The organism is Paenibacillus caseinilyticus, from assembly GCF_027533645.1.
GTDB lineage: Bacteria > Bacillota > Bacilli > Paenibacillales > NBRC-103111 > Paenibacillus_G > Paenibacillus_G caseinilyticus.
This window is the reverse complement of sequence record NZ_JAQAGY010000005.1, coordinates 263,928-287,352: the sequence shown is the minus strand read 5'-3', so window position 1 is coordinate 287,352 and position 23,425 is coordinate 263,928. Positions and strand designations below refer to the sequence as shown.

Sequence of the window (23,425 nt, the reverse complement as noted above, 5' to 3'; positions counted from 1 at the left end):
GATGCTTCCACCGGCTGCTTCTGCCTGGAGCGGAGACGGAGCGCCCCAGACAGCCGAAGCGACAAAAGCCCGCCCGCTCTCCTAGAGGAACGGAGGACGGGCGGGCAGGAGGCTTCATAATAGCTTATGGATAACTTATGGATGGGAACGGTATGGCGGAGTCCGACTCCGCAGGCCGGCTGCTGCTTCCCCTCTTTATACGCTGAAGATCACTTCGTTCAGCGTTGCGCGGATGCGCTCGAGGCGGCCGGATTCGTTGCGGATCGGGTTGTTCTGCAGCGCGTACTGCTCGAGGGACGCCAGCGTCGCCTTACCCGATACGATCTCGGCGCCGATCCCTTCGTTGAAGCTGCGGTAGCGGTGATCGATGATATCGTCGAGAATACGCTCTTCTACCAGCTTCGCTGCAGCCTTCAGGCCGCGGGCGTAGGAGTCCATGCCGGCGATGTGCGCGTAGAACAGGTCCTCGTCTTCGAAGGAGCCGCGGCGCACTTTGGCGTCGAAGTTCACGCCGCCCTTGCCCAGGCCGCCGTTCTTCAGCACTTCGAACAGCGTCAGGGTAGCGGAGTACAGATCCGTCGGGAACTCGTCGGTATCCCAGCCGAGGAGCGTGTCGCCCTGGTTCGCGTCGAGGGAACCGAGCATGCCGTTGATGCGTGCCACGTGCAGCTCGTGCTCGAACGTATGGCCGGCCAGCGTCGCATGGTTCGCTTCCAGGTTCAGCTTGAAGTGCTCCTTCAGGCCATAGTTCTGCAGGAACGCGATCGTCGTGGCCGCATCGAAGTCGTACTGGTGCTTCGTCGGCTCCTTCGGCTTCGGCTCGATGAGGAACTGGGCGTCGAAGCCGATTTCCTTGGCATAATCCACCGCCATATGCAGCAGGCGGGCCAGGTTATCCAGCTCCAGCTTCATGTTCGTGTTGAGCAGGGTCTCATAGCCTTCGCGGCCGCCCCAGAACACATAGTTCTCCGCGCCGAGCTCAAGGCCCACTTCGAGGCCCTTCTTCACTTGGGCTGCCGCGTAAGCGAATACATCCGCATTATTCGTCGTGCCGGCGCCATGGACGAACCGCGGGTTCGAGAACATGTTCGCCGTATTCCACAGCAGTTTTTTGCCGCTGGACTGCATGTATTCCTTCGTCATAGCGACGATGACGTCCAGGTTCTTGTTCGTCTCCTGCAGCGTCTCGCCTTCCGGCGCGATATCGCGGTCATGGAAACAGAAGAACGGCGCGCCGATCTTGTCCAGGAACTCGAAGTTCGCTTCCACCCGTTTCTTCGCCTGGTCGAGGCCGCTGTAGCTGTCCCAGGAGCGGACCATCGTACCTACGCCGAACGGGTCGGTGCCGTTGGCCGTGTACGTATGCCAGTAAGCGATTGCAAAGCGCAGATGCTCCTCCATCGTTTTGCCGAGCACCACTTCTTCGGGATTGTAATGCTTGAAGGCAAACGGATTGTCGGACGTACGGCCCTCATAGGCAATCTTCGGTACATTCTTAAAAATACTCACAAGTAAGTCCTCCTCGGGTTAGGCTTAGAATTTGTGCCGCTTCGCTGCCTGGCTGATCCCTCCGGCGCAAGCGTTCTTATCCATAGAATATCACCTCCTCCGCACTTTGTCTATTCAATAAACAAAGTATTTATTTTATGCTCCCATAGGTTGAATATCCGCCTATCGTCCGGTACCATAGGAGAGTAAATACCAAATTGTGGAATGGAGGCTATTTCCGTATGAGAGAAGAATTCCTGTTCGGCTTGGTCGAGAGAGTCCGGACGCAGTTCCTGCAGGCCGCAGCGACTTGTCCCCCGGATCAGCGCACTGTCATACCTGAGGGCTTCAACAACCATATCCTATGGCAGCTGGGACATATCCTCACCGTAGGCGAAGGCATCCTGTTCCGGCTGACGGGCGAGGCGCCTGTGCTGCCCGAGATCTACGGGCCGCTCTTCAATAACAATACCCGGCCTTCCGAGTGGACGCAGGAGCCGCCGGCCTGGGACACGCTGACCGCCCAGCTGAACGAGCAGACTAGCCGGATGCGCACCGTATTCGCCGGGCGGATGGATGCGCCCGCCCATGAGAATTTCCTGTCGATGGTGACGGCGGACGAGCTTCTTACGGCCATCATTATGCACGAGAGCAACCATGCCGGCACCCTCAAGGCCATGCTCCGCGTGCTCCCGGTAGCAAGCAAGTAGCAGCGTCCAAATATTGGTGTAGCCCCGGACCGCCGAAATTGGTATAATAGTACGCATTGATTATGTTTCATATTTCGGGAGGGGTTACCCATCAAGAAAATCGGTAGAAACGAACCTTGTCCCTGCGGTAGTGGATCCAAGTATAAGAAGTGCTGCCTGGACAAACACCAGGGCGGCAGCCATTCACCGCAGGAACGCCTACAGGCAGAAGCGTTGAAAGAAGTGCTGTCGGCCGCATTGGTCCAAGCGGTGGCGGCACCGGGACAGGCTGCTTCCGTGCAAGCCGCTCCGGCCCCTGCGGCGGCTGCCGAGCTGCAGGCTGCGCCTGTCGCTGCTGCTGTGGAAGAGGCACCGGCAGGCAGCTCGCTGCAGTGGAGCGATCCGCTGTACGAGGAAGTCGCGCGCGAGCTGACCGAAGGCATGACCGGGCGTTACAGCGAAGAAGAGATCGGCGGCGCCGTCGCTTTGTGGAACGAATTTACGGTCCGCACGACCCCGGCTGTCCGCAAGACCGGCGTCTTCGCCGCAGCCGTCGAATTCTGTATCGCGCAGAAGCTGGGCTCCGCACAGGTCACCAAAGCGGCATTGGCCGAAAGATATAGCGTATCCGCCAGCACGATCACGTCCCGCGTGAACCAGCTGACGGAGTTCATGGACGCCGAGCTCGCGGTAAGCGTGTAAGGTACATGAACGACTGTAAGACGAGGAGCTTCGGCTTCCTCGTCTTTTTTATTGGATGCGGGTATGAGGGAGGCTGTCTCCCTACTATTTAACCTATGGTTATTAAATAGTTTCCTTACTAACCTGCCGCTGCCCCCGCCTACCGTCCTCCGGACGGCACCGTATAGCTCCCCCTGTACAAAGGCCGCTGTCCGAGCAGCAGCGTGACGTTCACCCGCTGCTCCTGCGATCCCAGCGGAAGCGAGACCTCCGCCGCCGAGCTCTGCCGGTTGTTCACCGCTTCGCCTGCGGGAACGCCGATCCCCTGGGCCGCGGCCGTCGTGTCCGCTTCCCTGGCTGTCGACAGCACCACCGGCGGCAGCTCGGAACGGCGCGGCGCATAGTCCTCGATCCGGGCACGGACCGGCTGCGTGCTGCCTTGAGGCCCGGCCGGCAGGCCGAAGTCCCGGACCCGGTAATCTGTCCACAGGAGCTCGAGCCTGCTCCCCTCCTCACCCCACCAGCAGGCCAGGCCGAACAGCTGGACCAGATCGTGCAGCGAGGCATGCGGACGGTCTTCGAGCAGCAGCGGCGGCTGGGTCATCGTGTAGGCTCCCGATGGCGCGCCGCCCCAATAGATCGCGGCACGCGTAAGATCCGGCGACAGCCGGAACCGGTGCAGCCCCCTGGCCGCCTCCCAGCCGTCCTGCCCCCGGGTCATCGCATACCCGAGACGCTCCGCCAACAGGATCACGTCGTACAGCGGCACTCCGCTCTCCGTGACGTAACCGAGCGGCACTCCGTCCACCTCGTGTGCCCGGCCGCGCACCTCCACGGTGAACCGGTACTCCGAGGCCGCCGTGACCGAGAAGGAAGTGCCGGCCTCCACCGGCCACGGGACCTTGCCGATTCCTGCTCCTCCCTGGGCATCGAAGCGGATCGTCCGCTCCCCCGCGTCCCAGATCACATCCCCGAACGGCTGCAGATCATTGAGCAGCAGAGCCGTACGCCCGTTCACGTTATACGACGCTACGGTCGAATCGCCGTAGGCTGCGGCGTAGAGCGCCCGGATGTCCGTATGGAGCACCTGCCCGATGACGGTCCCGACAGGCGGGCCCGTGCCCGCAGCCTGCCCGGCCGGCAGAGGCTGCAGCGCCTTGTCCAGCGTCTCGTAGATCGTCAGCGAGCGGGACTGCGGCGACCAGGCCACCTCGAACCCATAGCGGCGCAGGTCTTCCGCGGCCACAGCCGTATAGCCGCCGATGTTCATCGAAGGGATGAGCTGTCCGTTCACGTAGGCCCGGATATCCGTCGACAGCACGGTCCCCACCACCTCCCCCACTTGACGCTCAGCCTCCGTCTGTACCGGACTCCCGGCCCAGAGCAGCGGAAGAACCGCCGCCGGGACCATCCATTTCAATCTGCGCAGCGCCCTCTCCTCCTTATCGTCCGAAGAAGACCCGCCTTCGCCGCCGCAGCGGCTATCCGAATCTTCGCTTTCTCCATAAGGAGTATTCCCCATCGCGCATTGGTTAAATCTTCATCCGCACCGGTACTCTGGACGTTGGGCCGTGGAATCTTGGCCGCCATCCCATAGGGCCGGGCCGGGGGATGCTTGTCCGGGCCATCAGTTCCCGCCCCGCCCGAGAGTCCCACCGCAGCACCAAGAGACCCGCCTAAGCGGCGGATCCCGGTTGTCATGCGACGTATGGTTTAATGATGCATCTCATTCGCCTGAACCTGCACGCCCGAGAGATGGTCCTCGAACATGTCAATAATATCGAGAAAGCGTTCGGCCTCCCGGAACACATGGTCCGCCAGCAGGGGATGGATGATGCTCTTAATCCGGCACGCTTCGATCAAGTCCCTCGCGGTCTTCTTGAAATCGCGCAGCGACTGTACCGAGACCCGGTTCTGATCCAAGAACTGGTCTAAGAGCGGCACCGTCTGCGACTGGGGACGCATCGATTCGAGGTCCTTCGCCTGGAAGAGCAGCTGGTCAAAATCGTGGCTGAAGCCCCGCGCCTGCTCGGTCAGCTGCCGCTCGGACGGGTCCAGCAGATGACTGATAAACTTGGCGTGGTCCGCCATGATCCGCAGGAAGAACACATTCTCATTGATGATCGCATCGGGCAGAGGCTCCAGCCTCCCCTCATTGAGCTCCACCAGCCGATTGCGGAAGTAGTTCGCTTCCCTGCTCGTATGATCGACCAGCAGAGGGAAATTGTTCGCGCCCGGAAGCTGGCCATGCAGGATCAGCCCGAGCACCTTGCGCTTGAACGCCCAGATATGGGCAGCCGCATTCTGCACCTGCGCATTGAACCGGCGGATCGTCTCGGGATCGGCCTGCAGCGGGAACGCATGGGACTGCTGCTCGATCTGCTCGAACACGCTGTAGTAATGGTTCGCTTCCTGGATCAACTGCGTATCCTCGCACCGGAACCCCAGCTTGAGGAATAAGGAATGCTCCTTCATAATGCGGGACCAAAAACGGATCTCATCCAATGAACGTGCGACAAAAACATCCTGTGCCGGCAAACAAAAAACCTCCCGCCTATCGAATGGTTACTACCACGATATGCGGGAGGGGAGCGATTCATACGGCGCTATATGCAGGGCATCCCGGCGGAGCCTCTCAGGCACACCCGGGTCAGCACGCCCCTGGTCTGCTTGGTCTGCCTGACCTACCAGGCCTGCCAGGCCTACCTTGCCGACTCGGTGCCGCCGCCCTGACGGAACTCGGTCGGCGTGACGCCGAAGCGCTTGCGGAATACCTGCGTGAAGTGCCGCATGTCCTGGTAGCCGATGCGCTCGGCGATGTCCGCGAGCTTCAGCGTCGGGTTCTGCAGCAGCTGCTTGGCCTGCTCGAGCCTTAAGTGGATGATATAGTCCTTGAACCCCTGCCCCGTCTTCTGCTTGAAGAGCTGGGAGAAGTACACGGGGTTCAGGAACACGACCGAGGCCACCTTCTCGAGCGACAGGTCGTCCTGGTAATGCGTCTTGATGTACTGCAGCGCCACCTCGATCGCCTTGTCGCCGCCCCGGGCGTCATGATCATATACCTGCGTGGCCGAGGCCTGGCGCATCCGCTGCACCTCGGCGGGCACTGCTTCGAAGTCGCACAGCAGGCCGGTGTGCATCACCTGGAACGGCACCCGCAGGTAGATCTTCAGATGCGACTTCAGGTCGGCGAGCAGCGGCTCGAGCCCTTGGCCCCCGGCCAGCGTCACGAGGCCGATCAGGCTCTGGCTGTCGTAAGAGGCCACGAACCCGTGCCCGCAGCGCTCAATGAGCTCCGTGAGCACATTCTCGATGATATAATGCTCGAGGTTGACCTTGCGGTCGCTGTCCATCTTCACCATCACGAGATAGAACTGCGGATGGCTGTCGATCACCGACAGCATGTCGATCCGCCCGATGTCGAGCCCCGAAGCCCAGCGCTGGAAGACCGCTTCGCGCAGATACTTCAGCGAGTTCTTCAGCAGGTGGGCCTCCTCGGACACCTGCGTCTCCTGCTGCGCTTCCTGCTGAAGCTCCTCGCTGAGCTTCGCGATCAGCTCCGCGAGCTGGTCCTTGCCGACCGGCTTCAGCAGGTAGTCCCTGGCGCCGAGCCGCACCGCCTCCTGGGCGTAGGCGAACTCGGAATGCGCGGAGATCACCACCCACTTCACATGCGGGTGGATACCCCGCGATACGTTCATGAGCTCGAGCCCGGTCATGCCCGGCATGAGGATATCCGTCAGCACGACCTGGATCGGCTCCGTGCGCAGCACGCCGGCCGCCTCCTCCGGCGAGGCGGCGAGGTGCACCCGGTGGTCCGGGAAGCGGCTCTGGATCGTCCGCTTGATGCCGTCGCGGATGATCGGTTCGTCGTCAACGACGAGAATGTTCATAACGTACTCCTTCCTCCTCCCCGGCTTCAAGAGCCTGCTGCGCATACATCAGCGGCATCGCTACCGTCACGACGGTCCCTTCGTCCGGTGCGCTGCTCACCTGCACGCCGTACGCCTCGCCGAACATGAGCACGAGCCGCCGGTGCACGTTCTGCAGCCCGATCCCCCGGCGGCCCTTGGCCCCGGCCGCGCCAGCCGCTCCGTTCACGGCCTTCGGCCCGTCTGCTGCCTCTTCCAAGGCAAGCTCCTTCGCCACGCTAAGCGCTTCACCGCCCAGCGTCTCCTGCAGCCGCAGCAGCGTCGCACGGTCCATCCCCGGGCCGTTATCCCGGATTACGATGTGCAGGCTGCCTCCGCTTTGTTCCGTATACACCCGCAGCACCCCTTCGCAGTTCAGCGGCTCAAGGCCGTGCTTCACCGCATTTTCGATGATCGGCTGCAGGGTCATCTTGGGCAGGCGGTAGTCCAGCCACCGCTCTTCGATATCGACGTACACGGTCAGCCGGCCCTCCAGGCGGCTCTTGATGATCGTGAGGTAATGCCGCATCTGGTCGCGCTCCTCCCGCAGCGTCACCTCCGACGAGCCTTCCCAGTGGGAGCTGTAGCGGAACATGTGCGACAGGGACAGCACGACGCGCCCGAGCCGGTCGTTCTCCTTCTCGTCGAGCATCCAGTAGATCATATCGAGCGTGTTGTACAGGAAGTGCGGATTGACCTGGCTCTGCAGCGCCTGCAGCTGCGCATTCTTCTCCGAGATCGACGAGAGCTTCACCCGTTCGATGAGATCGTCCATCCGGTGCACCATCTGGTTGAAGGAAGCGACCAGGATGTTGATCTCCTCGTACGACTTGACATGGAGCAGGCCGCGGAAGTTCCCGATCTCCACCTGCTTCATCTCCTGGATGAGCCGCTTCAGCGGAGACGAGATCGTGCGGGAGACGAACGTCGCGAGCGCCGTCGCCACTACCACCAGCACCGAGAGCATGATAAGCAGAAAATCCCTCGTCTCATCGAGCTCCACCTTCATGTCGCTGTCCGGCGTAAGGCTGAGCACCGTCCAGTCCGCCATCTCAGGCCGCCCCGCCACGGCCAGCCGGCCGTCCCGCGAATCGACGACGACGTCGCCTTCGTTATCCGGCCTTGGAATCTTCCCCGGCCCAAGCAGCGGTGCCGAGCCTTCTTCCCCGGCCGGCTTCGTCGACGCCACCACCCGTCCGTCCGGCGAGACGATATACGCCTCGGAGTTCGGGCTAAGCTTCAGGTTCGAGAGGGCCGCGAGCGCCTGGTCCGCATCCGTCTCGATCAGGATGACCCCGATCGGCTTGTGCTGCGACAGGTCGTAGAGCTGCCGTCCGAACGCGAACACCGGCCGCTTCTCGAGCTGGTCGATCACCGAGTTCGGGTACACGCCGAACCAGCGGATCTCCCCGGTGGATTCCTGCAGCTCCTTGTACCACGCCGACTGGGCGTAGTCCGGATCGATGACGCTCATCGAATTGCCGTAGCTGTAGATCGGCCCGGAATACGAGATGACGTGAATCCCGACCATATCCTCCCGCGAGTAATAGATCGCCCCGAGCGTGTTGGTGATCGTCCGCTCGTTGATGAAGCGCAGCGGGGGGTCCTTCGGCACCGGCTCGGCGACGAGGCGCTGCAGGTCGAAGTTGCCCGAGATCGTCTTCGAGAGGCTGTCGTAGCCGCGGAGCAGCAGGTCGAACAAACCCGCCGTCTGCGACACGTTCTTGCGTGCAATCTCGCTGACCTTGTCCTGCACCTGATCGGTGGTCCGCTGGTAGAATAGAGCGCTTACGATGAGCAGCAGCGACAGCATGCTCAGCAGAAAAAGCACGAATAACCGGTTATGGATACTGTGGATGCCCCGTGCCATGCCCCCACCCTCTTTTCGTCCGAAATTCTTGGCTGTATACCGCCCATCATACCACAAGGACGGCCCCGTGACACCGGAGAATCGCTGCCATGATCCTGCTTGGCAGCGATTCTCCGAGTGACGGTTCCGTCCTTTGGTGATGAAGTCTTTATGCTTACCCCTTGACCGCTCCGGCGACCATCCCTTTGGTGATCTTCTCGGAGAGGAGGAAGTAGATGACGATGACCGGCAGCGCGCCGAGTACGAGGAACGCGCCGATGGCCCCGTAGTTGACCGAATACTGGCTGACGAAGCTGTTCACGCCGAACGGCAGGGTCTTCAGCCGCTCCGCCGAGATGAAGGTCGAAGCCAGGATGTACTCGTTCCAGATGTTGATGAATGTCAGGATGCAGACCGTCATGATCGGCGGCACCGACACCGGGAGGATGATGCTCCAGAAGGTACGGTAGACGCTCGCGCCGTCCATTACCGCCGACTCTTCGAGTTCATGCGGGATCGTCTTCAGGAAGCCGCTTAAGATGAACACCGCCAGCGGCGTCGAGAAGGCCACATACGGCAGGACCAGCGCAGCGTGGGTGTTCAGGATGCCCATGTTTTTGAAAATAATCATCAGCGGCAGCAGCGTCGACTGCAGCGGGATCATCATCCCGAGCAGGAAGATGACCATGATCACCTGGCCGTATTTCCACTGGAAGCGGGTGATCGCATAAGCGGCCATCGCAGCCAGCACAATGACGCAGGCCATCGTGATCGAAGTGACGAAGAAGCTGTTCCACAGGTACTTGAAGTAGTTCCCTGCCTCCAGGGCACTCGTATAGTTGCTCCACTGCATGACCTTCGGTAGGGCGAAGAAGCTGCCCGAGAGGATCTCCTCATTGGTCTTCAGCGAGTAGGTCACCAGCCAGAGCAGCGGGTACAGCTGGGTCACGAACAGTACCGAGAGCAGCAGCAGCACGCCGCCCTTGACGATCCCCAGGCTCTTCCGCCGCGTCCGGACTGCCGGCCGCGGTTTCTCCATGATCGCATTCATCCCTGCACTCATATCCGAACTCTCCTCTCTACTTAAAGCTTTCTCTCTTTTTTCATTCCGGACTGTGATTAAGATACTTTCGCTTCCAGCTTCTTGAAGAAGATGTTGATGATCACGGTAGCCACCAGGCAGAGCAGGACCAGGAACGTCGCCAGGGCACTGCCGTAGCCGTATTTCATGGACAGGAACGACATGTTGTACATGTGCGTCGAGATCACGTCCGTCGCGTGGGCCGGGCCGCCGCCCGTCATGACCATGATCATATCGAACGCCTGCAGCGAGCCGATGAACGCCAGCACGATGGAGATTTTGAAGATCGGCACTACCAGCGGCATCGTAATGTACCAGTCGGCGGTGAAGCCTTCCGCGCCGTCGATCTTGGCCGCTTCATACACTTCCGAAGGGATATTCTGAATGCCCGTGAACTGGATCAGCACGTGGTATCCCAGATACTGCCACAGGGCCACGATATACAAGGCATACATCGCTACGCTCGGGTCGGTCAGCCATGCTTTGGTCCAGGACTCCAGGCCGGCCGCGATCAGAATCTGATTGAGCATCCCGCCCAGCGATGCAGGGTTGTAGATCGTTTTCCACAGCTGTCCGATGATGACTACGGAGAGAATAACCGGCAGGAAATAGCTCGATACGAGGAAGTTCGGCTTGCGGATGTAGCGGTTGAGCAGGATCGCGACGAAGAGCGCTACCGGGATCTCCACCATGGAGAACACCGCGAACATCAGCGTGCGCTTGACCGCAGGCCAGAAGACCGGGTCGGCTGTGAACATTTGCACATAGTTGTCGAACCCGATGAACTTCGAAGTTCCGATCCCGTTCCAATCCAGCAGGGAGCTGTAGAACGACACCAGGATCGGCACGAAGACGAGACCGACGTAGACCAGCAGGCAGGGCAGCACGAACAGGGCGATCGTACGGCCGGGAACCTTTAATACATTCATGAGGACCGCCTCCTTGTTGGGTTGGGATGGCACTTCGGGTTCAATGCATGGCCCGAATCTATGGAAAAAGGGACTGGCATCCGTCAGTCCCTCCCCTTACAGAATAGAACTTTTACTTATTGTTCGTCTCGAACGCAGTCTGGTGCTCCTTCGCTACATCCTTCGGATCCTTCTTCTGTACGAACAGGTTCTGGATCGAAGTCAGGTGCGCTTGGGATGTGCCCGGGTTCATCGAGTTGTCGAATGCGAGGTCGCCGCCTTTGACGCTCTTGAACAGGTTCGTGATTTCAATGGCCGTATCGGAGTAACCGGCTGCTTTGAAGTCGCCTTCGACGGACTGTGCCAGACCTACGGCGCCTTTCTGTGCGAAAGCTTCTTTCGGATAGTTCGTCATGAGGTAGTTCAGGAAGTCCTTCGTTTCCTTGAGGTGCTTGGAGTTCGCGGATACCGCGAAGCCGCTGCCCGGCGCCAGCATGAACTCGTCCGGATTGCCCTTGCCGCCGACCGTCGGGAACTTGAATACGCCGACCTTGCCGTTGACCGAGGACGTCTCGATGCCGCCCGTTGCCCAGGAGCCCATGAAGTACATAGCCGCTTTACCCGTCTTGAAGAGGTTCTCGCCCGCATTGTAGTCGAAGGATGTGACGCCTTCTTGGAATGCGCCGGCTTGGATCAGATCCTGCATCTTCGCTACCGCTTCGGTGAACGCCGGATCCTCGAACGTCTTCTTCTTCGCCGCTACATCCTTCAGGAAGCCAGGGCCGCCATTGGTACGAAGCAGGATGTTCATGAAGAGGAACGAGCCCGTCCATGTATCCTTCTCCCCGATGACCATCGGCTGGATGCCCTTCGCTTTGAGCGCTTTGACGGTGTCGACCATCTCTTCGAACGTCGTAGGGACCTTCACGCCGCCCTTCTCGAACAACTCCTTGTTGTAGTACACGACGCCGATGTTGTTGCCGTCCGGTACCGCATACGTGTTGCCGCCAAAGCTGTAGTAGTCGAGGATGCCCTGCTGGAACGTGCCCTTCAGGCCGTTCTGGTCGAGCATATCGTTCAGCGGAGCGAGGAGGCCCGCTTCGACGAAAGGCTTCATCTGCTCGGCCGGGTTCACGACCGTGATGTCCGGCACTTCCTTCGATGCCGCCTGTGTCTTCAGCTTCATCTTCTGCTGGTCCGTGTTCAGCGAGTCGAGCTCGATCTTGATGTTCGGGTTCTTCGCCTCGTAATCGGCCACCACTTTTTTCATCAATTTATTCTTCGGATCCGTTGCATCCGGCCAAATATTCTGGAACGTGATCGTGACCTTGTCTTTCTTCGCATCCTTGCCCGCATCGCCGTTAGCCGCGCCCGTGGTGTTCGTGCTCTCGCCGCCTGTGCCGCATGCCGTAAGCGAGATAGCCATCGTTCCTGCGAGTACTGCCTTCAAGGTTGTACGTTTGTTCACTTAAGTTCCCCCTCGTCTTTTGTATTCCTATTATCTCGTAAGAGTGCGCTTTCAACAATGCGGGAACTTAGGGAGTAAGGTTTGCTTTTTTTAGGTAGAGGAACTTAAGGCATGTGAAGAAAATCAACCTGGAAGGCTGATGGATCGGGTTAAGCGCTTAGTCTTGTTCGTACGCTTACGTAAGGTGCTTCGGGTATTTTCTTGCACTCTTCGTTCTCGAGATAACGTCTTTCCTTTCACTTCTTCTGCACCTTTAAGGACAAACGCTATGAACCTCCTATATAATATAGATGTTTAACTACAGCAGCTGGAGACAGCCCAGAAACAGAGAGGATAAGCATCATGAGCGAATTTACTTACGGCACCGCGGTACGCGCGGAGCACATGGACAAGATCCGAAAGCATGCCCCGAATGGATCGGCGGCGATCCTGCCGCTGAGTGAGCATTGGGTTGGCGTATTCACCCGTGATGATGGAGAATCGGGCGGTCCGGAGGAATTTCTGAGCACTCTCTCTACGGAGTGCCCGGCACTGTATTTCTATAACCTGGAGGACCATCATTGGGGGTATACGCTGTGGCATGAGGGGGACATGATTTCAAGCGTTCATGTGTCGTATGAGATGGAGACGGAATTGATGTTTAAGATTTTTCGCGAACGGTACCCCGACAAACGTGCATCCTTTCTGATGACCAAAGAAGGCGAGGCCGTACAACAACAGATCGAGAAGGAACTTGCCCAAGGCGACAACTATGCTGCTGCTTTGCGGAAGCATTTTGAAACTGCGTATCCGGAAGACTTCAAGCTGTTCGGTTTGGACGAACGGACCGTAGAAGCGCTTCGCGAGCTGCTGACGGCGGAATCATTCCTGCGGGGCGACGCCAGAGTGGGGACGTTCAAAGCTCTGACCGGCCTGGAGGAGTTCAGTTGGGTGCGGTACGAGCGGATTGAGAGGTATGAGGAGCAAGTGGAATATTTGTAGATTGGAGTGCGGGGGCCGGGAGGTCCCTGTTTTTTTGCTGCCTGACCTCTTTACCTTTCGGCTGTTTCCTTGTCCCGCACAGGTCTGCCTTCACTTTACCCTCTCTTTGCCCTCTCTTTGCCTTCTGGCTGCTTGCTGACTGAGTTCTTGCCCGACTCAGGTCTGCCTCCCATCCGCCTTCCGCTGTTTCTATCTTACGCCGTAGCTCTCTGCTCTCCCCCCGCCTCTGCCTACCCTCTTCTCTCCGCCCCTGTCTGCCCCTCAGCCTCTCCCTGCCCTCCATCCCCTTATCGCAAAATGATTGTTTATCTTCCGAACCAAGTGCGGTAAGCTTAAAGAAAGGAGGAGATGCACATGTTAACACGCAAAGTCGGACGGCTGGCCCATGAGAGCTCCGTCGTCATGTTCGGAGCAGCAAGTCTTGGAAGCGTTACCCAAGAGGAAGCGGACGCTTCCATCGCACATGCGCTCGAGAACGGCGTCAACCACTTCGACACCGCCGCCAGCTACGGGGATGCCGAGCTGCGGCTGGGTCCGTGGATGCCGAAGATCCGCAGCCAGATCTTCCTCGCCACGAAGACGGGCGAGCGCACGAAGGACAAGGCCAAGGCCGAGATTCACCGCTCGCTGGAGCGGCTGCAGACGGATTACCTCGACCTCATCCAGCTGCACGCGGTCGGCGACCTCAGCGAGCTCGATGCTTGTACGCGCTCCGGCGGCGCTCTCGAAGCGCTGCTCGAAGCCCGCGACGAAGGCCTCGTGGGCGCCATCGGCATCACAGGCCACGGCCACGACGCGCCGGCGACACACTTGGAAGCGCTTCGCCGCTTCCCGTTCGACACCGTGCTGCTGCCGCTGAACTACTACTTGTACTCGCTGCCCGAATACAAGGAAGGCTTCGACCGGCTGCTCGAAGAGGCCGGCCGGCAGAACTCTGCCGTGCGCGTCATCAAGGCAGTCGCCAAGGGCCCGTGGGCCCCGGACCAGCAGCGTGACTTCGCTACGTGGTACGAGCCGTTCCACCAGCAGGAGATCATTGATGCATGCGTGCACTTCGTACTCTCGTTCCCTTCCGTGGCGGGCTTCGCCACTGCAGGCGATGTGCACCTCTTCCCGAAAACCGTGGATGCGGCGCAGCGCTTTGGCAGCATGTCGGACGAGGAAGCGGAGCGCATCCTGTCGGCGATCAGCGGGTACAGCTCTCCGTTCGATGCTCCGACGTCGATCGCCTAGCAGCTTCGCACAAGCAATAAAGGGATGCTTCCTGCCTTTCATGTCGGCGGGGGGCGTCCCTTTTGATTTGGGATCGGCGCATTGGTGGCGTCCTTTCTCCCCATCCCCGAACACATCAAAAAGCTGCACCTTGTCCGATGAACAGAACAAAGCGCAGCTATCCCTTTTACCCTATTTACCGCTGGATCCGGCCTATACCTACTTCAATGTGGTCAGATGGAAGTGGTCGGCATGGTCCGCCCGGACCTCGATTTTATCGCTCACGATGCCCAGGTTCTTATAGTACAGCACCTTCGACACATTCGGATTGGCAATGGCGATCTGAATGAACTTCTTCGCCTGGGCTTCCGTCAGCCCCGCGTTGCGGATATCCACCGACTTCCCGTCCATGTGCGTCTCATGCTCCGGGGTGTTCTCCCCGTCGATCAGGCTGCCATCGTTGATCTCCAGCTTTTTGCCGTAAGCTGCGAAGTAACTCGCTGCGACTTGATCCAGCGTCGTCTTCGTCGAAGGCGTCACATAGCTGTGGTCCAGCTTATATTTCGAATCGGCCGAGAGTCCGGCCGCTGTGTCATTGTAGTTGATGTAATGGGAGGTATCCTTGATGCGCACATACCCCTTCGGCGAAGCACCGATCGCCCCGTGCATCGCATTGCGGCTGCCCGCGCCATAGATTCCGTCGGCCGTCAGTCCTTTGGCCTTTTGGAAGACCACAAGATTGTCCTTCGTCGCTTGGTCGAACGTACCGTTCGTGCTCGTAATCTGCTGCACGCCGGTAAACAAGCTGCCGTTATTCCCATAAGCGCGCCATGCTTTCAGGTTCGCCTTCAGCACCGCAATCTGGGCATGGGTCTGTCCGAGGGAGTAAGACGCCTGGTAGCTCACCCCGAACTTGCTGTTCGAAGCCGCCGTCCCTACCGCCGCCACATTCGCATGTCCCGCCGCCGCGAAGGCACCCGTCGCCATAGATACCGCCATCGTGCAAGAGAGAGCCACCGAAGCTACAAGTTTCTTGGTTCTAGTCATCCTCTATCCAGCCTCCATTATCATGAAATTCTCGGTTGTGCGGGCAGCCAGAGGTCCTGCCCCTCGCTGCCTGATTCCTCCGCCGCTTATGGCCCTGGAATCTATCAGACACACCGATTCTATCATGGCGCTATTGGTAGATGGATGACCTTCTCTGGTAATCTCATGACCTCTCAGCCCCACGCCTGGCCGCCACCAAAATAACGACCCCTCCGCAGCCTGCGGTCAGTCGTTACGCTTGGAATCTAGGGGATGGATATTCCATACTTACAAGCACGGACCTCTTCGCGCTCCGCGGCCCCCCCCCAGACTGGCTCCGGGTGGAAAAAGGCGGCTATTCGGCATCCGCTTCCTGTGCGATGATCGTCCAGCCTGCTGGGCTAGTTACATCACAAGTCTTCAGCTCATCCTGCAGCGCACTCCTGCGCGGATAGAGTGCTTGCAGCGTCCTCACGCAATGGCCGGCTGCTTCTGCCCCTCCGGCTTTGTTCAGCATCCGGATGATCCGGCACACATTCCGGTAATTGCTGCGGTTGCTGGCTCTCTCCGCTGTCTCCATAATATAATCCATGAACAGATTGTACACTTCCTCCGGGAACTCTGAGACCAGCTGTGGATATAACTCCTCCACCAAGGAGGGCTGGCGCGATACATACTCCAGCAGCCTGCCTGTCTCCCCTTCCTCGATCAGCACCTGGGGATACGGATCGAAGTGATAGGAGCGGCCGGAATGTTCGAGCTTCGGGAGCAGGCCCAGGTACACCCGCTTCCATTCCTCCGGAGCATAAGTCGCCTTCAGCTCCAGATAATACTTGAATTCGCGGCCCAGCAGCAGCTCCTCCGCGAGCTTCCTCTGTTCCTCCAGCTGTCCCGAGGCCCGATAAGCCTCGTAACGCTGCTCCTTCCACCGCTTCACGGTCCCCGGATGGCCGCGCTCCGTATCCAGCTGCTCCCCATCCAGCGCCAGCCGGACCGCCTCCTCGAAGTCACCACGCCCCATCGCCTGATTGATCGCCATCTCCCGGAAGCCGGTATGCTCCAGCCGCTCAACCATAAAGGCTCCAGCCTGCTCCGCCCCCTGCAGCCGTGTCGTGATCTCCAGCCTCATCAGGTCCGTGCGTTCGGCCCAATACTTCCGGCTCCACTCGCTTTCTTCGCGCTTCCCCAGCTTCTCCAGCAGCTCTCCGAACGAATCCTGCCTATCGGGCCCATCCACCAGCTTGGCGCACTGCTCCAGGATCCCGAGCCGCCAATCCGACCAGCCGTCATACCGTCTGTCGGCCGCCGCCTCCAGCAGGAGATCGAACAGGACCTTACGTTCGTCGTCTCTTCCATCGAGATCATCGTCCGGCACAATATCCGCTATCACTTCCAGACTCATCTCCATCAGGGAGCTGATATCCCCCCCGGAGTCGTCGCATTCCTGGATGAGGTCCATCAGCTCTTCCATGATACACAGCGCCAGCTTCACGGCCTGCACCACAGCTCCCTTATGGAGCTCCCGCTGTGCCTTCTCGAGCACCATCTCCGCACCGCGTACCGCACTGGGCACCCTGGCATAAGGCACGAATCCGTCCCGCTGTCTCTGGGTATCGATATGCGTCCGGATCAGCCGCCTGCTCTGTTCCACCGTGCTGTCCGTATCATCCCTGCCCAGATGCAGCCGGATCTGCTCCTCTACCCCATCACTGCCCGCGAGTACCATGAGGAGGTCGACCAGTTCTTCCTGCTTGCAGCCGGAGAGCAGCGTCTTCAGATCAGCTTGCCTCTCCCCCTCCGCCGGTTGCCTTGGTATACTCTTTTGCGACTCCAGCATGTCCCGGATCTCATACAGCACAGCCACCTGATGCTTGCACACAGGCCCAAGATCATACGGACAGCTGCAGTCCGAATAGACGATCGCTCCGCCGCTCCCCAGCTCGATCTGGACCACATACTCCTCACTGCCCTCCACCTCGGCTACATACAGATGAGGTGCGGTTTCCCTCAGCGATAGGACATAATCCTCCTCGTAGTACTCCCTCCCTCTATTCAAGATGCGCCGTTCCACAGAACTCTCAAAGTTGGCCAGCTTCATCCGTTGTCCGCACCTCCATCATCCGTTCTTTTTAGCTGCTACCGTCACTTCGAATCCCTCGGACTCCAGCCAGTCGATGACCGCTTCCCGGTTCTTCTCTTCCTCATAAGCGTACCACCGCTGCTGCACTTCCGGATATTCGTCCAGCTTGTCTTTGAACCGCCGGAATACCCCTTTGCGTCCTTCCAAGGCCCGCAGCAGCGCTTTCTTCACCGGCCCCGGCACTATCGTATGGACAAAGTCTTCCATCCGCTCATACCCATCACGCGAGCTGCGCTCAGGAATACGCAGGTATCTCTCCTCGGGGTGGAGGTCTTCGTCTTCATCGAATGCCCCTTCATCATCCCACTCGAGATCATCCGGACTCTTGGTATCGATCTCGCCCGTTACGACATCGTAATAGTACCTTTCCCCGGACGCGTCCATCTCCATATACATGCTGATATCTTCGATTTGCTGCAAGGTAAGCTCCAGCTTGTTCATTGGCACCTGACTCCTTATGCTGTGAATCAACCTATGTTCTCTATCTTAGCACGGAGAGACATCCCATTGAATAGATCCTCATTTCCAGTATCCAGAGCAGCGGGTTCTTCCCCCTCACTCCTTAGGAACCTACTTCCTCACAGCAAAAAAGACAGCCCGCCCACTTCGCAGACTGTCTTCTTGTAACGCAGATGCCTCTACTCCCCGGGAGGGCACCCCAGCGGCTGCCTTCCGGCGCTTCCCGCTTCACCCGATTCCAGGGCCGCATGAGAAGCCGCAGCCAGCCTTGGGGGCCGGGTTTCTTTCTTCCACATTGTGCTCATTCACGCTCCGGCTGCTTCTCCGCCGTCCAGACTTACCTCACCCGCGCCTCGACCCGGGCCAGAATCTTGCTCAGCGTATACGTCAAGATCAGATAGATAAAAGCCGCAGCCAGATACGGCTCCCACACCCGGTAGTACTGCCCGCGCATCGCGTTGCTCCAGTACATAATCTCCGGCGCCGCAATGATCGCCACGAGCGACGAGTCCTTGATGAGCACGACGAACTCGTTGCCGAATGCCGGCAGCATGCGCTTCACCGCCTGCGGCAGAATGACGTAGCGCATCGTCTGCGCCTTCGTCATCCCGGACGAGTACGCCGCCTCGAACTGGCCCCGGTCGATCGACTGGATGCCGGCCCGGAAGATCTCGGCCGTATAGGCCGCGCAGTTCAGGGACAGCGCCGCGATCGCAGCGACGATCGGGTTCGTCTTCCCGATCACGAGCGGCACCGCGCCGAAGTGTACGATGAGGATCTGCACATACAGCGGCGTTCCGCGGAAGAAGTGAATATAAGCCTTCGCCGGTATGCGCAGCAGCCACAGCCCCGACATCCGGCCGAAGCCGATCCCGAGGCCGAAGACCGAGCCGATCAGGATGGAGAGCAGGGACAGCCCGATCGTCAGGAGGAGCCCCTTGCCCAGCAGCGGCGCGTAGCCCAAGATGATATCGAATCGAAAGTCCATCGCAAGGTGCCTCCCCGGTAATCAAACCATGCCAAACCTTAAACTATGCCGCAAGTAAACGGATACAACATTCTTCCTGATACGGGCCCGCGCCATTGCCTGCCAGGTAAACCCATGCAGGCGCGAGATTCCCGCGTTCGCGGAACTTATGAAGAAAAGCATGCGCAACGGTCAGCTGCCCATGCTTCCCCTCCCCTTCCTTACTTCGCTGCGGCTTCCTGCAGCTTCTTCACGTTCGGCTCCTCGCCGAACCACTTTTTATACACCTCGGCGAACTTGCCATTCTCGATCACTTTCTTCACGGCCGGATCCAACTTCGCCTTCAGCTCGCTGCCCTTCGGGAACAGGATGCCGTAGTACTCGGCCTGGAAGTTCGCATCGTCGCGGATGCCCTGGAACTTCTTGTTCGGATTGTTCTTGATATACTCACGCACGATCGCGATATCGGCCACGACCGCTTCCACCCCGCCCTGGTCCAGCTCCATCAGGGCCAGCGCATTGCTCTCGAAGCGCTTGAGGTCCGTGCTGTCCTTGCCAAGAATCCCGGTCATGATCGTATCCGCCGTCGTGGCGCCCTGCACCGCGACCTTCTTGCCCTTGAGGTCCGCCGCACTCTTCACCGGGCTGCCTTCCTTCACGAGGACCATGTTCGTCGACTCGAAGTAAGGGAGCGAGTAATCATACGTCTGTTTCCGCTCGTCCGTGATCGATACGGAGGAGATGCCCGCCTGGTATTCCTTGCCCTGCTTCACGCTCTCCAGCATCGTATCCCAGCCGACATTGGCTACTTCATATTTCAGTCCCGCTTCTTTCATCACTTCCGCCAAGAAGTCGATATCGAAGCCGGTGATCTTGTCCTTATCCATATACTCCATCGGCGCATAGCTCGCATCCGTCGCGATCTTGTACGTCACGTCACCGCCGGCTGCTCCCGTTCCATTGCTTGCCCCGCTTCCCGGCGCTGCGTTCTCGGTGCCACAAGCTGCCGTGAACAGGAAGGTAGTTAACGTCATTAAAGTTAACACACTTTTGAGTCTCATGCGTCCAACTCCTCGCAAAATATAAATTTAACATGATTCTACCAACAATAGCGGACCGTAGCAATGTTATTTTTTAACTAGTGTTATTTTATATAACATTTCTCTAGTTCGGGTGACGCTTTACCGTATAAGGGTAAACCGCAAGAGTCTCTCAGCCTCCTGAGAGAATGATTTCCTTTTATTGGATGTGGTATAATGGAAAATATCTTCCAATCGAGCTGCTGCCGAAGTCCGGAACTAGAATAGGAGGAAAAGAGACCATGGAAATTGCACTGATGGGAGCGCTGCTCCTCGCCCTCTATGCTGCCTATGCCATCGGATTCATCCTGTTGATGAAATTCATCGCACGCAAGCTGTCGCTCCAGCAGTCCACCCAGCTGTTCTGCATGGCCGCCGCGGGTGTAGGTCTGTTCGTCTGGTTGGTGATCAGCGATTACCGGGTAAAGGGATTCCATGTGGAGCTGCTGCATGTCCTCTTGGCCGCGCCGCTGGTGAGTCTTATTGTGCACGCGTTCAGAACGCGGCAGAGCGAAAAGGCCGCCGATGAGCATCGGTAGCCTGGGGGTAAGGGGAATTAATTTGATATTCTATCATCTCTTGGCTTTTTAAAACCAATATAATCTACCGTTACTTCCTTAAGAATCCGATCTAGAGCAATATACATTACAGCAGAACCAGCAAACATATAGAGCATCCAATCTTTGGATACCCCTTGTTCATAAATATACTGCTGAAACTCTTCAAAAAGTTGGTAGGTTAGGAAGATCATTGAAAGAGTGTACATAAAAACTCTTCTAATAAATACTTCACTTATATTTTCATTAATACGAATAATCTTGGTGAAATAAACCCAGTAATTTGCATAAAGAGGAATAAAACATATACTTAAAAAATACGAATCCGCAGTCCACTCTAAAGCAACCAAAAACGTTAATGATAAAAAATATATTAAGAAGGCATAGGAAAACTCTAAAGTTTGACCAAGTAAAAGCCATAATCTGTTGATAATGTAAATTGCCTTTAGCTTATCTATATTTATTTTTCCGATTTTCGATATTATTGAAGTTTTGTCATTGATATTATTTTTTCTTACCTCATGTAAAGCAGTAGCTCCAATAAGAATAACGAAAACAAGGAATAAAGTACCTAGAGATAAATACAGTTGTGAGATACCACTGCTGCTTCCCCATACTATATATACCATAATGACTGAAAAAACAAAAAACGACCACATTGCTAAATATACTATCTCCAGAATAAAAACAGTCCATCTACTTGGGATCCTTACGGCTATACTAGTTCCTATTTTTTCTGTTATAGGGAAGAAGCATTTTTTAAAAAACAAATTTATTCCCAACATTATTAACGACAATACCAACAAGGTTCCGAAGATAACAAAAAAATTAAACAAAATAGCTCTCCCCTCCTTATCTATCCATACGCTTCCCTGCAGCATCTTTGGCCGACTCCGACCGCTACGCAGCCACTTCATCCAGATACTTCGTGCACTTGGACTCCCCACTGTAAGTCAGATAGAGATCATCCAGCACCTGCGTCATCACAATGTAGAAAAGAGACACCTCCCGCTCCTCCACATCCACCAGAGGGAACGATATGTTATCGATATTCACCAGGAAAACGCACGGGAGTCCATGCCTTTGGCGCTGTCGATCGTAGAGAAACCTTGTCATCCTGCCTCACGAACCGGCGCTTCGACTCCGGGCTCTCCGTAATCCAGTCGAAGGAGATGACCTACCAGTCGGCTACCTGCAGATCAGTTTTTCGTGTAACTCTTGACCTCCATAACCACTGAGCCGAGATTCGAACCAATATTGACCAGATACGGCCTCCGCCCCTGGACCTCCGGTTCATAATAGACGATATAGTCATCCGGCAGATTCGGTTTCATGTCTCGAAAACCAGCCGTTCCCCTGGCGTCGCGCTTCTTGGTATAAACCCGGGTACCGTCAGTGCCATACAACGCCTCCCAAGTTTTTAGTACCTGATTAGCTTTATTATAGTACGAATCGCAGGCGAACGGTATGATAAATTGCAATTTGTTGGAAAATAAGGAAAAATGAAAAAACCTATCCCCTGAGGTAGACAGGCTTAACATAACAGGTGGTCTGTATTATTTCGAACTCGTAAACGTGTCGTTCGCATAGGAAGTCTGAGGCCCTCAACTCTTTCATGGCAAACATCCAGGTCATATGGAAGTAGGTCGCATCGTTCAGGACGAGCACCAGGTACTCATCCCTCTCGTTATCCAGCCAGACATCATTCACGTAGATGTTGAACCCCGGCTTCTTGGCATACAGCTTGGAGGCCAGTTTACCGTAATCCAGAGCCGAGCGGTCCCGGCACGATCTGCTTTGCGGATTGAGAAGCCCGTATGAGCCGCGGCCACGGAAGGGAAGGCCAAGCTGAGCATGACACAAGGGATTTTAACACGGCAGCGTAAATCTGACAATTTCAAGGATTGTAAGGGGTGGGGGTTATCTTATGCCGCGGAAGGATTCCTCAATCACTTTTAGTTCAGATCTGCTGGTATGGAAGACATAGAATTCTCTTTCCGGGCTTTGCCTATGATGAGCTTTATACCCATCCCATGCGCTCATGGGATTATCATATTCAGCCACAACTGTCATCTCTTCTAAGGTTCGTTGACGATGATTTGAAACTACCTTGATAGCCTCCACTAAGACAAAGCGACTGGGATAACGGCTGCAAATATCAGCCCATTTCATGACACAAGCCCCCTTTATTTTATCAAGCACCAAGATCTTTAAATTAAACTCCTCTCCGCATTGTAATCCGCATCGGGCCAAAATCCATCAACTTGTTATACATCTTCGCCCGAGCTTTATCGATAGGGCCTTCTCTAGCCAGCTCACTGTTTACATAGACCTTAGCTGAAGCCAGCTTTGCATTCCATTTCCGAATCATGATATCTCTCGCCTTATCATTGAAGCCCAAGCTCGATCCCCTCTCTTTCAATGTTTGCTTTGAGCTGGGGATTGACCAATTCGCCTCTCTTCCAGTCCTCTTCATTAAAATAAAGACAATTCAGCGCTACGCCATAATTGATACTAATATCAGCTGAGATATCCGAGAGACGATACTGATCCTGGATTGTCTTTGTCTTCTCTGTCAATACGAGCAGATCGATATCCGAATACGGTTCAGCTTCACCTCTTGCCCTGGAACCAAAAAGAAAAAGACGTTTGACTCCAAACTCTACTTTGATGCGCCGCAGTAAGTCCCTCACTGCTGCCTGTTCATTGTCGTTCATTTGTAATGGCATGGTCTCCCCTACCTTACTTGATACAGTTATTTCCATTATACCACCCTCGGATAGAAAAAAGAGCAGTACCGCCCAACCAGGCAGCACTACTCCGCTCACTTCATCTCTCCCCCAAGAACCTGCGTTTTGAGCCCATGATGCCTAGTAGCAGATTTTCGTAGCGTCTTTACAATCAGGGACTTCAAAAGATTCAGACCTCG

General features: G+C 57.0%; 25 protein-coding genes and 1 pseudogene. 6 read left to right on the top strand and 20 right to left on the bottom strand.

The genetic code is table 11. From position 1 onward, the window contains the following. Positions 1-195: 195 nt before the first annotated feature. Entirely contained in the window at positions 196-1,509 is a 1,314-nt protein-coding gene (xylA, locus tag O9H32_RS10430; protein ID WP_269865984.1) for a xylose isomerase, read from the bottom strand. Between the two features lie 221 nt (positions 1,510-1,730). Here xylA and O9H32_RS10425 point away from each other — a divergent pair, with 221 nt between their 5' ends. From O9H32_RS10425 to O9H32_RS10415, 3 genes and pseudogenes are all read left to right on the top strand, one after another. Beyond that, on the top strand, positions 1,731-2,198 hold the full coding sequence (locus tag O9H32_RS10425; protein ID WP_269865983.1) for a DinB family protein: 468 nt from the start codon (positions 1,731-1,733) through the stop codon (positions 2,196-2,198). 69 nt (positions 2,199-2,267) lie between these two features. After that, positions 2,268-2,357, top strand: a pseudogene (locus O9H32_RS10420) (SEC-C metal-binding domain-containing protein); the annotation flags it as partial. 54 nt (positions 2,358-2,411) lie between these two features. Further along, the gene (locus O9H32_RS10415) at positions 2,412-2,879 is read left to right on the top strand and encodes a zinc chelation protein SecC (protein WP_269865982.1); all 468 of its coding nucleotides are present in this window, start codon (positions 2,412-2,414) and stop codon (positions 2,877-2,879) included. Between the two features lie 139 nt (positions 2,880-3,018). Here the strand turns inward: O9H32_RS10415 and O9H32_RS10410 are convergent, their stop codons facing one another. The 7 genes from O9H32_RS10410 to O9H32_RS10380 form a co-directional block, all read right to left on the bottom strand. Next, on the bottom strand, positions 3,019-4,380 hold the full coding sequence (locus O9H32_RS10410; RefSeq protein ID WP_269865981.1) for a hypothetical protein: 1,362 nt from the start codon (positions 4,378-4,380) through the stop codon (positions 3,019-3,021). 191 nt (positions 4,381-4,571) lie between these two features. Further along, on the bottom strand, positions 4,572-5,396 hold the full coding sequence (locus O9H32_RS10405; protein ID WP_269865980.1) for a DUF2935 domain-containing protein: 825 nt from the start codon (positions 5,394-5,396) through the stop codon (positions 4,572-4,574). 164 nt (positions 5,397-5,560) lie between these two features. Next, entirely contained in the window at positions 5,561-6,751 is a 1,191-nt protein-coding gene (locus O9H32_RS10400; RefSeq protein ID WP_269865979.1) for a response regulator, read from the bottom strand. Continuing rightward, complete coding sequence (locus O9H32_RS10395) at positions 6,732-8,639, bottom strand: cache domain-containing sensor histidine kinase (protein WP_269865978.1); 1,908 nt, start codon at positions 8,637-8,639, stop codon at positions 6,732-6,734. Before O9H32_RS10395 ends, O9H32_RS10400 begins: the two co-directional genes overlap by 20 nt. Before the next feature lie 154 nt (positions 8,640-8,793). Next, positions 8,794-9,681: a carbohydrate ABC transporter permease gene (locus O9H32_RS10390; RefSeq protein ID WP_269865977.1), complete on the bottom strand. Its 888-nt coding sequence runs from the start codon at positions 9,679-9,681 to the stop codon at positions 8,794-8,796. Positions 9,682-9,737: 56 nt separating this feature from the next. Continuing rightward, positions 9,738-10,628, bottom strand: a complete 891-nt coding sequence (locus O9H32_RS10385; RefSeq protein ID WP_269865976.1) for a carbohydrate ABC transporter permease — start codon at positions 10,626-10,628, stop codon at positions 9,738-9,740. 112 nt (positions 10,629-10,740) lie between these two features. Next, on the bottom strand, positions 10,741-12,033 hold the full coding sequence (locus tag O9H32_RS10380) for an extracellular solute-binding protein (RefSeq protein WP_269866063.1): 1,293 nt from the start codon (positions 12,031-12,033) through the stop codon (positions 10,741-10,743). A 384-nt stretch (positions 12,034-12,417) separates the two neighbouring features. On the opposite strand from O9H32_RS10380, the gene O9H32_RS10375 reads away from it, so the two are divergent. Both O9H32_RS10375 and O9H32_RS10370 read left to right on the top strand, forming a co-directional pair. Further along, positions 12,418-13,056, top strand: a complete 639-nt coding sequence (locus tag O9H32_RS10375; RefSeq protein WP_269865975.1) for a hypothetical protein — start codon at positions 12,418-12,420, stop codon at positions 13,054-13,056. Between the two features lie 354 nt (positions 13,057-13,410). After that, complete coding sequence (locus tag O9H32_RS10370; protein WP_269865974.1) at positions 13,411-14,289, top strand: aldo/keto reductase; 879 nt, start codon at positions 13,411-13,413, stop codon at positions 14,287-14,289. Positions 14,290-14,487: 198 nt separating this feature from the next. On the opposite strand, the gene O9H32_RS10365 is transcribed toward O9H32_RS10370, so the two are convergent. From O9H32_RS10365 to O9H32_RS10340, 6 genes are all read right to left on the bottom strand, one after another. Beyond that, positions 14,488-15,315: a peptidoglycan-binding protein gene (locus tag O9H32_RS10365; RefSeq protein ID WP_269865973.1), complete on the bottom strand. Its 828-nt coding sequence runs from the start codon at positions 15,313-15,315 to the stop codon at positions 14,488-14,490. Positions 15,316-15,649: 334 nt separating this feature from the next. Then, complete coding sequence (locus O9H32_RS10360; RefSeq protein WP_269865972.1) at positions 15,650-17,350, bottom strand: SWIM zinc finger family protein; 1,701 nt, start codon at positions 17,348-17,350, stop codon at positions 15,650-15,652. A gap of 60 nt (positions 17,351-17,410) precedes the next feature. Beyond that, positions 17,411-17,875: a UPF0158 family protein gene (locus tag O9H32_RS10355; protein ID WP_269865971.1), complete on the bottom strand. Its 465-nt coding sequence runs from the start codon at positions 17,873-17,875 to the stop codon at positions 17,411-17,413. Between the two features lie 197 nt (positions 17,876-18,072). Next, a complete protein-coding gene (locus tag O9H32_RS10350; protein WP_269865970.1) occupies positions 18,073-18,198 on the bottom strand; it encodes a hypothetical protein in 126 nt (41 codons plus the stop codon). Between the two features lie 32 nt (positions 18,199-18,230). Continuing rightward, positions 18,231-18,881, bottom strand: a complete 651-nt coding sequence (locus O9H32_RS10345) for an amino acid ABC transporter permease (protein WP_269865969.1) — start codon at positions 18,879-18,881, stop codon at positions 18,231-18,233. Between the two features lie 200 nt (positions 18,882-19,081). Beyond that, positions 19,082-19,921, bottom strand: coding sequence for a basic amino acid ABC transporter substrate-binding protein (locus O9H32_RS10340; RefSeq protein ID WP_269865968.1), 840 nt, complete (start codon positions 19,919-19,921; stop codon positions 19,082-19,084). A 260-nt stretch (positions 19,922-20,181) separates the two neighbouring features. On the opposite strand from O9H32_RS10340, the gene O9H32_RS10335 reads away from it, so the two are divergent. Beyond that, the gene (locus O9H32_RS10335; protein ID WP_269865967.1) at positions 20,182-20,478 is read left to right on the top strand and encodes a hypothetical protein; all 297 of its coding nucleotides are present in this window, start codon (positions 20,182-20,184) and stop codon (positions 20,476-20,478) included. 17 nt (positions 20,479-20,495) lie between these two features. On the opposite strand, the gene O9H32_RS10330 is transcribed toward O9H32_RS10335, so the two are convergent. From O9H32_RS10330 to O9H32_RS10305, 6 genes are all read right to left on the bottom strand, one after another. Continuing rightward, positions 20,496-21,377 carry a hypothetical protein gene (locus O9H32_RS10330; RefSeq protein WP_269865966.1) on the bottom strand — a complete coding sequence of 294 codons (882 nt, stop codon included), beginning with the start codon at positions 21,375-21,377 and terminating at the stop codon, positions 20,496-20,498. A gap of 19 nt (positions 21,378-21,396) precedes the next feature. Next, entirely contained in the window at positions 21,397-21,552 is a 156-nt protein-coding gene (locus O9H32_RS10325; RefSeq protein ID WP_269865965.1) for a hypothetical protein, read from the bottom strand. Positions 21,553-21,695: 143 nt separating this feature from the next. After that, positions 21,696-21,830 carry a hypothetical protein gene (locus tag O9H32_RS10320; RefSeq protein ID WP_269865963.1) on the bottom strand — a complete coding sequence of 45 codons (135 nt, stop codon included), beginning with the start codon at positions 21,828-21,830 and terminating at the stop codon, positions 21,696-21,698. 178 nt (positions 21,831-22,008) lie between these two features. Next, entirely contained in the window at positions 22,009-22,206 is a 198-nt protein-coding gene (locus O9H32_RS10315) for a hypothetical protein (RefSeq protein WP_269865961.1), read from the bottom strand. A 210-nt stretch (positions 22,207-22,416) separates the two neighbouring features. Further along, on the bottom strand, positions 22,417-22,668 hold the full coding sequence (locus O9H32_RS10310) for a hypothetical protein (RefSeq protein WP_269865960.1): 252 nt from the start codon (positions 22,666-22,668) through the stop codon (positions 22,417-22,419). A 215-nt stretch (positions 22,669-22,883) separates the two neighbouring features. Then, positions 22,884-23,324: a nucleotidyltransferase family protein gene (locus O9H32_RS10305; protein ID WP_269865959.1), complete on the bottom strand. Its 441-nt coding sequence runs from the start codon at positions 23,322-23,324 to the stop codon at positions 22,884-22,886. Between the last annotated feature and the right edge of the window lie 101 nt (positions 23,325-23,425).

Excerpts from the sequence above, each read along its gene's own strand:
- O9H32_RS10345 (WP_269865969.1), bottom strand. The coding sequence starts at position 18,881 with ATGGACTTTCGATTCGATATCATCTTGGGCTACGCGCCGCTGCTGGGC.
- O9H32_RS10390 (WP_269865977.1), bottom strand. The coding sequence starts at position 9,681 with ATGAGTGCAGGGATGAATGCGATCATGGAGAAACCGCGGCCGGCAGTC.
- O9H32_RS10330 (WP_269865966.1), bottom strand. The coding sequence starts at position 21,377 with ATGCTGCAGGGAAGCGTATGGATAGATAAGGAGGGGAGAGCTATTTTG.
- O9H32_RS10385 (WP_269865976.1), bottom strand. The coding sequence starts at position 10,628 with ATGAATGTATTAAAGGTTCCCGGCCGTACGATCGCCCTGTTCGTGCTG.
- O9H32_RS10380 (WP_269866063.1), bottom strand. The coding sequence starts at position 12,033 with ATGGCTATCTCGCTTACGGCATGCGGCACAGGCGGCGAGAGCACGAAC.
- O9H32_RS10365 (WP_269865973.1), bottom strand. The coding sequence starts at position 15,315 with ATGACTAGAACCAAGAAACTTGTAGCTTCGGTGGCTCTCTCTTGCACG.
- O9H32_RS10410 (WP_269865981.1), bottom strand. The coding sequence starts at position 4,380 with ATGGGGAATACTCCTTATGGAGAAAGCGAAGATTCGGATAGCCGCTGC.
- O9H32_RS10335 (WP_269865967.1), top strand. The coding sequence starts at position 20,182 with ATGGAAATTGCACTGATGGGAGCGCTGCTCCTCGCCCTCTATGCTGCC.
- O9H32_RS10395 (WP_269865978.1), bottom strand. The coding sequence starts at position 8,639 with ATGGCACGGGGCATCCACAGTATCCATAACCGGTTATTCGTGCTTTTT.
- O9H32_RS10340 (WP_269865968.1), bottom strand. The coding sequence starts at position 19,921 with ATGAGACTCAAAAGTGTGTTAACTTTAATGACGTTAACTACCTTCCTG.
- O9H32_RS10400 (WP_269865979.1), bottom strand. The coding sequence starts at position 6,751 with ATGAACATTCTCGTCGTTGACGACGAACCGATCATCCGCGACGGCATC.
- O9H32_RS10375 (WP_269865975.1), top strand. The coding sequence starts at position 12,418 with ATGAGCGAATTTACTTACGGCACCGCGGTACGCGCGGAGCACATGGAC.
- O9H32_RS10320 (WP_269865963.1), bottom strand. The coding sequence starts at position 21,830 with ATGAAACCGAATCTGCCGGATGACTATATCGTCTATTATGAACCGGAG.
- O9H32_RS10425 (WP_269865983.1), top strand. The coding sequence starts at position 1,731 with ATGAGAGAAGAATTCCTGTTCGGCTTGGTCGAGAGAGTCCGGACGCAG.
- O9H32_RS10370 (WP_269865974.1), top strand. The coding sequence starts at position 13,411 with ATGTTAACACGCAAAGTCGGACGGCTGGCCCATGAGAGCTCCGTCGTC.
- O9H32_RS10355 (WP_269865971.1), bottom strand. The coding sequence starts at position 17,875 with ATGAACAAGCTGGAGCTTACCTTGCAGCAAATCGAAGATATCAGCATG.
- O9H32_RS10350 (WP_269865970.1), bottom strand. The coding sequence starts at position 18,198 with ATGAGCACAATGTGGAAGAAAGAAACCCGGCCCCCAAGGCTGGCTGCG.
- O9H32_RS10310 (WP_269865960.1), bottom strand. The coding sequence starts at position 22,668 with ATGAAATGGGCTGATATTTGCAGCCGTTATCCCAGTCGCTTTGTCTTA.